We start from the raw sequence: 9,749 nt of genomic DNA, 5'->3' as shown, positions 1-9,749 counted from the left end.
ATCAAAAAATTCTGTTTTTATAAATAAAAGTTATTCTTTGCTTTATCAATTGAGTATGCTGGTTTAAGCCATCAATATAAAAAATAGGATGATTCTAGAATCATCCTAATTCCTTTATTAATACTTCACATTTGCTATTACCTTTTTGTGGCACTCTTTTTTAGTTAAATTGCAATTTTATCTTACACATCTTCAATAATTTCAATTTAAAGTATTCGATTCAGGTTTAGAAAAGGTTTGAAGCTAATTGCTTTTTTGCATAATCATTTTTCATTTTCTTTGATTTTTTTTTATTTTCGCAGCACATAAGTCAATACTCGATGTTGGGACATCTTGCTTTTGTGATACGCTTTTTAATTCCACTTAACTTTGTTATAAGTCCTGTCAATCATTACCTTTTTTGTGTTTTATCATCACCAACATTTTTATTTTTTAACCAATCATACTAGATTGAATATCCTTAAAATCGCTTTTTTCATTGCCATCATCAATAATTAAATTATCTAAATCATTGCCTTTATTTTCAGGTTTTGAAGATTCTTTGCCGTGAGATTCTGTGAAATTTTGCGTATTATTAATTTCTCTTTCTTTTTTAATTAAATCATCTTCCTGCATTATTTGGCCTTCTTGGAATTTATTATTTGCTTTTTTTCTGGTTTTAGAATTATGAGCAAAATTTAGCATTTTAAACAAATTAAAACAGTTTTATTAACTTTTTTTATAGTTCTATTTTTAATGAGCGAAACTATTTAAGGATTTTCATAATTTGCTAGCTTAATTTCTATATTTGCTATAATTAATTAATCTTAAAAATCATGATTAAGGGGGTATGTGCTTTCTTTATAAATTGAGTTCAAGATATACATAGAAATATCAAAACTAAAACCTATCGGTTTTCAATTTTTGAAATAGCACTTTTTGGTCTATTATTATCATTATATATGGTGTCCGCAGCCATAGAAAAATTTGTATTTATTGGTGCTTTTAACATTTCAATAACATATGCAGTTTTTATTATTTTTGGTCTTGCGCTTGGGCCTTGAAAAGGGGCAATTATTGGTTTATTATGCGATACAATTAATCAACTGATCTTTGGAATATCAACATGGATGCCTGAGTATGCGATTGTCCCTATTTTAATAGCTTTTCTTGCTGGATATTTTATGAGAGGATTAAATAAAAAAAACGAAACTGCAACATGAGCAATTGGTTTTATTTTTCTAACCATTATTACAACAATTTTTATTTTAATCCTACTAAAAGAATATAATTCCCTACCAATTAGTGAGGGGTCTCTAAAAAGAAAAAGAAAACTATCAATCAACGCTGTTATAGGCATATCTACATTTGGAATAGCATCTATATGAATAATATCGGAAGCTTTCTTAATAACATATTTAGTAACAAGAAATGTCCACGTTAAATATGCAATGTTTCTATTATTCAATATTTTATTAACTGTATTTGGAATACTAATCATAACTAGATGATTATGAGGTCCGTATGCATACATTAACTATCATAACCGTTTCCGAAGCGGGACATGGAAACATAGTGAATATTACTTCTTCTTTATGGTACCTATCATATTTAAGAGTTTAGTTGAAATACCAATTTATACATTTGCTATATTTGCGGTTTATCCAATTATTAGAATAATTAGAAACAAAATTAATTATGTATCTAAAAAAATAAGTGTATTTTAACATATTGCAAAAAATAATTTCTAGTCTCTAATAAAATCAACACGGCTCAAAATTAAGACTTTTTTTACTTTCGTGTTTATTAACTATAAATAAAAATCTAGGTAGTATAAAAACCTAGAATTTTATTTATATAAATTTTTAAATTACTTATTTCCAATAAAATTTATGCTAATTAACTTCAAATACAGTAACAAAAGCGAAGGATTCAATATTATTTTTTTTGTATCGAACAATTACAGAAATTTTTGTCTTAGACTTTTTGGTCTTAACCTCGAATTTTGTAGGTTTAATTATTTCAAATCCTTCAGGTACATTTATATCGTAAACTAAATTGTCAAGGTTAAAATTTTCCTCGGTAAAACTACCATTATATTTAAGTTTTTTATCAAAACCTCTTGCTTTTATTTCTTCGGTTAATTGAAGTCTTTTTATATCCTCTTCTGCTGTTTTTTCATCGTTAATTTTAACTCTTGTTGAGCTTATTCTTGCATAATCTTTATTCAGAACATCAGTTAAGCTACCCAAACTTACTTTTATTGATTTAATTTTTTTGTTTTCAATAACTGGTTTTGAGAATATTAGAACATTTTGTGTATCAATAAAGGTTGGGGTGTAATTGTAAAAGAATAATTCCGAATCAATTTGATAAGTATTTTTGTTAAATTCAAAATGTTGGGCTGCTATAAATTCTTCACCATCTTTTAAAATTTTTTCTTTAATTTCATTATTTATTAAAACTAATTCTTTTGATTTAAGATTCTTCAAAGCCTTATCATGAATTCTCCTAAAACCATTATCACTAGTTAGATATTCATCAGAAGGTGTTTCCTTAAAATTGACTAATTTTATTTGTTTATATTGTTTATTTTCAATGGTATTAGTTGGAGCTTGAATATCTTCAAGGGGTTCTTGGCCTTTTTGCTTTCTTATATTATTTAATTCTTCAATGCCTAATTTATTCAAATCAAATTGCACGTCATATGATATCATAGGGCTTTTGCTTCAATCAGCAAAGGAAACTTCGATAGTTATTTTTTTAATATCGTTTTCTTCTTTTATATCTTTAAAAACATATTGTAATTGATGATTCTTTGTTGTTAATCAATAAGATTTATTAGTTAATTTTGTATAATCGCCCTTTTCGATAAATGTTTTATCTTTTGAATAATAAGGATAAACAAGAACATCCTTAAGTTGTGCAACTAAAAATTCTTTTTGCTTTTCTTGTGTTAAATTATGAGGATTAATAGAAGAAGGATGCGCATATCTTTCTTTATCAATTGTTTTGGTTATTTTTTTACTTATTTTTTTGTCTGTATTTGAATATAATAGAATATCAATTTTATATTCATTATCAGACACCTTAACTAGATTAGAAAGTTCAAAATTATACAAATTTTTATCATATTCCGAAACAACAAAGTTAGGCTTATTTTCAAAATTATTAATTGATACATTCGTAAGTACATTTTGATAAGCCTTTTCATTATTAAATCTTATCTTTAACTTTGTAAGGTTCTCATCTAATTTTGCTTTTTCTTCTAATTCTTTGTTTATTTGATTCATACCTTTTTTTCATCCAGTTAGAATGAAAAATTTATTTTTTTCATGTCTTATATTGGTATTTTTCTTTTGTAGTCGATATATAAAGGTAATGTCATTAGTTTCTTCGTTTTTAACAGCCTTGTATTGACTAAATTCAAAAGTCTTAGGCAAAATCTTAATAATTTTGCTCAAATCAGCTTGTGCTAATGTAGTATTTTCTATACTTGGATAACTAAATCTTGTATACGATTCCGCTAATTTAAGCAACTCTTGATCAGATTTTTTTGACAAATTAGCAATTTTAGATTCCATTTCATTTTTTGCTATTTCCATATGGTTAGTAGTAGATTCTATCATAATTAAATCACTACTGTTTTTTAAAATGTCCATAGCTTTATCTATAGCCTTTTGATAAACTTCCTCTTCTTCGAAACTAAAAGCTAACGATGCCTTATTTGCACTAAAGATTCTGTTTGTTTCCTCAACAGAAGTTTTTAATAAATTCTTAATTTTTTTTAAATCTTTTTTTGCATCCTGACTGCATGAAATTGATATCACAGGAATGGTAATTAATGGTGAAATTAACCCTATTGATAATAAAATTCTCCTATTTTTAGACATAAAGTTCCTCCGTAAATTTAAAAGAAAAGGCCACAAAAAAGTGGCCTTTTTATCCCTTAGATTTTATTGATTTTAATTCTTAATCTGATTGATTTATTCATTTTATAGTGAAATTATAGCATAATTAACATAGGCATTATAAAAGCACTGAAAAAGTAATAAAAAAGTCCTAAAATGGACTTTTACTTGCAACTATGCGTATTTAATATATAACAACAAAAGATTTATTTTGTGCTTGGTTTAAATACATCTAATATTTTATAATATTTTGACTAACTAATTTAATATTATATTTTTTATTTAAACAATTTTTATTCATTATTATTGGTCTTTTCTTCATTTTGAATATCAAGATCAACATCACTGGTAATATCTTTTAATTCAGTATCAGTCAATTGACGTGTTTCATTTTCCTCGCCTGTTTCGTTAATTACTTTTGCCACTGCAACAATAGAAGAATTTCTCTTCTTTAGATCGATTAATTTAACTCCTTTTGCATTTCTTCCAGTAATACTTACGGCTTTTAGTGAAAATCTAATTGTAACACCCTCGTCGGTTATAACAATTATATCCTCAGTTCCTTTTACAGTTGCTGAGTAAGCAAGTTCGCCAGCTTTTCCTTCATTTAAAGCTAAAACACCCTTTGAATTTCTTTTTGTTTTTCTAAATGAATCAACAAGGCTTAATTTTCCATATCCACTTGCACCAAGACTAAAAATATAATTCCCCTCGCTCGAGGTCGAAGCAGAAACTACCTTTTCATTTTCTCCTAATTTTATTCCCACAACGCCAGCTGCTAATCTACCTTTTGAATTAATATCAGCCACCTCAAAACGTGATAATTTTGAATTATTGGCCGCTATAAAGATGTCCTCATTATCAGTCGCAACTAGTGCCTCAACAAGACTATCTCCATCCCGCAATCCAAATGCTAGTTTTCCGTTTCGATTAATTAATTTATATAATGATAAATGTGATTTTTTAATAATTCCCTTCTTAGTTACAGTTACTAAGAATTTATTTTTATCATAGTCGCTATCATCAACACTTAATATTTTTATAACACGTTCATCACTACTTAAAGCACCAATGATATTAATAATTGGTGTACCTTTTGATTGCTTAGTCCCCACTGGGATTTCATATCCTCTTACACGATAAACCTTAGCTCCAGTAGTAAATATCAATAAATCAGTATGTGTATTAGCTACCAGAATGTCTTGAATATCATCGTCTTGATAGGTTTTAGCAGTTGAAACACCAACGCCACCGCGGTTTTGTTCTTTGTACTCATCTAAATCTAAACGTTTTAAATAGCCATTTGTAGTAACAGTAATGACAACGTCCTTTCTAGGAATCAAATCCTCATTATTAATATCAGAGGCTTCATCTCAATTAATTTGCGTTTTACGGCTATCTCCATATGATTCTTTGATTTCGTTTAACTCTTTTATTATTAGATCAATTAAAGCATTTTTATCGCCCAATATTCTTTGATATTCGCCAATTCTTTCGTGAACTAATGCCAGCTCTTCATTCATCTTAGTAATAGCTAATCCAGTTAGTCTGCCAAGTCTCATATCAACAATGGCCTTGGTTTGAATTTCACTTAAATTAAACTTATTACTTAATTCTGTTTGCGCTTCTACATCAGTTTTTGATTTCTTTATAATTTCAATTACACGGTCGATATTTTCAACGCAAATTTTAAGGCCTTCCAAAATATGAGCTCTTGCTAAATCTTTTTCTAAATCAAATTGCAATCTTCTTGTAAGAACATTAATTTGGTGTTTTAAATATACTTCTAAAGCGGTTTTTAAATTAAGTTTTTGCGGTTCATTATTAACTAGAGCTACCATATTAAATGAAAATCTAGTTTGAAATTCTGTTAATTTAAATAATTTATTCAAAATAACTTCTGGGACATATGCCTTCCTAATTTCGATTACAATTCTTATACCATCACGGTTTGATTCATCACGAAAATCGGAAATTCCTTCAATTTTTTTATCCTTAATTAAATGATTTATACTTTCAATTAAGCTTGCTTTATTTTTACCGTATGGAATTTCTGTAATAATAATTTTAGATTTGCCGTTACTCAATTCCTGAATAGTTGCCTTTGAACGTATAGTAACACGGCCAACTCCTGTTTCATAGGCGCGTATTAAACCTTCTTTGTCAAAAATTATGCCTCCAGTTGGAAAATCTGGCCCTTGAATATATTCCATTAATTCACTTATTGTAATATCAGGGTTTTTTGCCAATGCACAAACACCATCGATAACCTCATTTAAATTATGAGGTGGGATACTTGTTGCCATACCAACAGCAATACCATATGAACCAGAAACTAATAAATTAGGAAATCTAGAAGGCAATACTACTGGTTCTTTTTCTGTCCCATCATAGTTATCAATAAAATCAACAGTATTCTTCTTAATACCATCAACCATAGCGCCTGCAATCCTTGACATCCTTGCTTCTGTATAACGCATAGCCGCAGCAGAATCGCCATCAATAGAACCAAAATTACCATGGCCATCAATTAAAGGATATCTCAAAGAAAAATCTTGAGCCATTCTAACCATTGCTTCATAAACTGAACTATCACCATGAGGGTGATATTTACCCAACACATCCCCAACAATACGAGCAGATTTTTTATGTTGCACATTATGAAACATCCCTAATTCGCTCATACCATATAATATTCTACGATGAACTGGCTTTAGTCCATCCCTTGCATCAGGTAAAGCTCTTGCAACAATAACACTCATTGCATATTCAAGAAACGAACTCTTCATAACCGTTGCAAGATCAGCCGGTCTTAGTCCGTTTACTTCACTATCTAGAATTTGACTTTGGACAACATAGCTTTCATTATTTTGGGGAATATATTCCTCTTCATCATCTATTGTTTCTTTTGGCTCGTCATCAAAAACTCTTTTAATTTCATCGCTAACTGCATAAAAATCATCTATTGTTTCCTCTTTGCTTTTTTCCTGGCTCATTTTTAGTTCATCTAGTTTTTTTTCTTCATCATTAAGCATATTTACTCCTATAATATATTACAAAGTAATATATTAATTATATCAAAAAAGATATAAAAATTAAAGGCATAAAAAAACCATAAACTTTTTATGGTTTAAAATTTAAAAGCAATAAAATAAATTTTTTTGCCTTCATTTCTGAATTTTTCTTCATAATCAGTCAATTTATTTTCAATTTGATAATTACAATTATGTAAATCCGACGTATGATAAATTATATCAGCGTTAAATTCCTTTAATTGTTCCAATGCAAATTCATATAACCCATTATTATCAGTCTTAAAATAAACTTTGCCTTCCTTATCAAGAACAGATTTATATTGTTCTAAAAAAGTTTTATAAACTAATCTCCTCTTAAAATGCCTTTTTTTAGGCCATGGATCAGAAAAAGTTAGCCAAATTGTTTTTACCTTATCGGCAATAATTTCATTAAGTTTAGCAGCATCACCCACAATTATCTTCATATTTTTTAAAGACTTTTGTTCAATCTTCTTGAGCGCTGATAATGCTGGGGTCGAGTATTTCTCTATACCTATATATTCATTTTCCGGATGACATAGTGCTAATTCTGAAAGCATCTTGCCCTTTCCCATACCAATCTCAACAACAGCATCCTTTTTAGGTGTATAAGGGAATTGGTTAATATAAAATTCGCTATTTTCGAGAGTGCTTAATGCGTTTTTATTATGTCTTAATCTCATAGATAAAATTGTATAAAACCTTCTTGCATATTTTTTAAAAAAGATGGTTTTTAGTAACTTTTGTTTATAATTTTTATGATAACTAACTAAGTAAAATTAGTTTCTTATACATATATTAATTATTTAAAAATGAGGATACATGAGCTCTAATAATGAGATTAAGAGTTTTCATGATTTAGCAAAACAAGAAAATATATCAAAATTAGAATCAAGAAAACCTAAGAAACTATATCAAATGGGCCAGCTAGTTTCTGTTCAAGCTTTTAAGTATGATGGCACATTATATCGACAATATGAAGGGTGTAAAATCATAGCTAATCTTGATGATTTTGTTGTTGTTTTATTAATGAAAACAAAAGTGCAAGAATCAAATATCAACTGGCTAGTTTCAAAACCTATTTTGTTTTTCTTTGCCAAAAATAAATTTTATAATGCTTCGATAACTCTTAATGATGATAGACCAAACAATATTTATGTTAATTTAGCTAGCCCTTTTTTTATTGAGGATAATATCATTAAATACATTGACTTTGACCTTGATATTAAATGTTACAACGATGATGAGTTTAACGTTATTGACTGAATTGACTTTAAAGAATCGATAACCAAGTTAAATTATCCTTTAAAATTGATTTATCGCATCTATAATGAACTTGATTTTTTAGAAGAACAAAGTAGATTAAAAAGGGGTATTTTTTCTAAAAAACTTATTAACGATATTAAAAAACAATTAATAAATTCCGGCGATATTTAGAATATTTAAGACTAATAAAAATAGAGGAAATTCCCTCTATTTTCTTTTTATTTTAAGCAATTTCTATTTCGGAAGAAACAACTTCATTGCCAATAATAGGAGCACCATTTTTAACAAATTCAGCACCTTTATATTTAATTATTAAAGTAAATTTACCGTCTTTTTCATTAACTTCGTAATCAAGCTTGCTACTGATTTTTGTTTTATTTTTACTAATGTATGTTGGATTAGAAGGGTTTGCAAGTTGATAGTTCTTTCCGTCTTTATTTCACTCAATACCGTTTGATAATAAAACCTGGTCCGATTCAGTCAAATCTTTTCAATTAGGGTGTTGATTTCTTTCGGTCCAAACAATGGCATGCGAGGTGTATGAATATCATAGATCAATCTTCTTTTGTTTTAAATCTTCTTTTAAGGAATCTTTTTTAGAATATTTATCATTTAGTTTAAACTTACCTTGTGTAGTTTTAATAAAGGCATCAACATCGCTAATTTTTTCATTAGTTTTTGGTACCTTAATTGAAAATTCTAATTTAGAAGTATTAGAAGTATCGGAAATTATGTGATTTCCATCTTTACTGTATGATGCACTTTTATATTCAACAATTACTTCAAAATCAACAGTCTTATTTTTTCCATCAGAATCATCTTTCTCACTCTTTTTGACTATTTTATAGTTAAGCTGTGATTGCAATTCTATTGAATTTCTTTTCTTATTTTCATAGGTTGATTTTTCAGAATTAACAAGTTGTGTATCTTCTAATAAACTAGCATTTTTTATTGTAAATATTACATCAACCCCTTTTTTTCAATTAGGATTCTTACCTTGTTGTGTTACAACTATATTTTTATCTTTTCTGCCATATCATAATCAAACTTCTTTATTTAATAATTTAGCACCATATTTAGTTTTATTTTCTTCACTAACCTCAAAGATATCTTTTAATTTCTTAATTACTTGATTTTCTTTTTTTGTTTCATCAATAGGAGCACTTGGATTATCGCCTGTTTTGTCATCTGGTTTAGGTGTTGGTTGTTGTTTGTTTTTTAATTTAATCTCATTAATTTCATTAATAAATGCATCCTTTATTCGTTTAATTTCTGCATCTGACTTCGCTTGAGCTAATAAATTTCTTGTCTTTGTAACACTTTGCGCTAATAAAACTTTTGTTTCGGCAGTTAAACTTTTATCCTCTTTGATAGTTTTATTAACATTTTCAATTTCTTTTTCTAATAATTGTTTTTCAGAATTAGAGCATGAAACTGCTAAAACAGGAACAATTCCGATACTTGTTAAGGGCAATAATATTTTTAATAAACTCTTCTTCATAATCTTTTCTTCCTTTGCGTGTTTAATTTACATTATCTA

At 27.8% G+C, this 9,749-nt stretch carries 7 protein-coding genes; 1 reads left to right on the top strand and 6 read right to left on the bottom strand.

Going from position 1 to position 9,749, the window contains the following annotated elements; translation table 4 throughout:
• Nucleotides 1-432 precede the first annotated feature (432 nt).
• The 5 genes from ACWXVJ_RS00410 to trmB all read right to left on the bottom strand — a co-directional run bounded on the left by ACWXVJ_RS00410 (nucleotide 433) and on the right by trmB (nucleotide 7,626).
• On the bottom strand, nucleotides 433-684 hold the full coding sequence (locus ACWXVJ_RS00410) for a hypothetical protein (RefSeq protein WP_455966011.1): 252 nt from the start codon (nucleotides 682-684) through the stop codon (nucleotides 433-435).
• A gap of 202 nt (nucleotides 685-886) precedes the next feature.
• Nucleotides 887-1,513, bottom strand: coding sequence for a hypothetical protein (locus tag ACWXVJ_RS00405; RefSeq protein ID WP_455966009.1), 627 nt, complete (start codon nucleotides 1,511-1,513; stop codon nucleotides 887-889).
• Nucleotides 1,514-1,874: 361 nt separating this feature from the next.
• Nucleotides 1,875-3,872, bottom strand: a complete 1,998-nt coding sequence (locus ACWXVJ_RS00400) for a variable surface lipoprotein (RefSeq protein ID WP_455966007.1) — start codon at nucleotides 3,870-3,872, stop codon at nucleotides 1,875-1,877.
• Nucleotides 3,873-4,183: 311 nt separating this feature from the next.
• Nucleotides 4,184-6,925 carry a DNA gyrase subunit A gene (gyrA, locus tag ACWXVJ_RS00395; protein ID WP_455966005.1) on the bottom strand — a complete coding sequence of 914 codons (2,742 nt, stop codon included), beginning with the start codon at nucleotides 6,923-6,925 and terminating at the stop codon, nucleotides 4,184-4,186.
• Between the two features lie 95 nt (nucleotides 6,926-7,020).
• Nucleotides 7,021-7,626, bottom strand: a complete 606-nt coding sequence (gene trmB / locus ACWXVJ_RS00390; protein ID WP_455966003.1) for a tRNA (guanosine(46)-N7)-methyltransferase TrmB — start codon at nucleotides 7,624-7,626, stop codon at nucleotides 7,021-7,023.
• A gap of 139 nt (nucleotides 7,627-7,765) precedes the next feature.
• Between trmB and ACWXVJ_RS00385 the strand changes: the two genes are divergently transcribed.
• The gene (locus ACWXVJ_RS00385; RefSeq protein WP_438340542.1) at nucleotides 7,766-8,380 is read left to right on the top strand and encodes a DUF402 domain-containing protein; all 615 of its coding nucleotides are present in this window, start codon (nucleotides 7,766-7,768) and stop codon (nucleotides 8,378-8,380) included.
• A 52-nt stretch (nucleotides 8,381-8,432) separates the two neighbouring features.
• Here the strand turns inward: ACWXVJ_RS00385 and ACWXVJ_RS00380 are convergent, their stop codons facing one another.
• The gene (locus tag ACWXVJ_RS00380; RefSeq protein ID WP_455966001.1) at nucleotides 8,433-9,710 is read right to left on the bottom strand and encodes a hypothetical protein; all 1,278 of its coding nucleotides are present in this window, start codon (nucleotides 9,708-9,710) and stop codon (nucleotides 8,433-8,435) included.
• Between the last annotated feature and the right edge of the window lie 39 nt (nucleotides 9,711-9,749).

It is taken from the genome of Mycoplasma sp. 773 (assembly GCF_053851515.1).
This window is presented reverse-complemented; position numbering and strand designations above follow the sequence as displayed.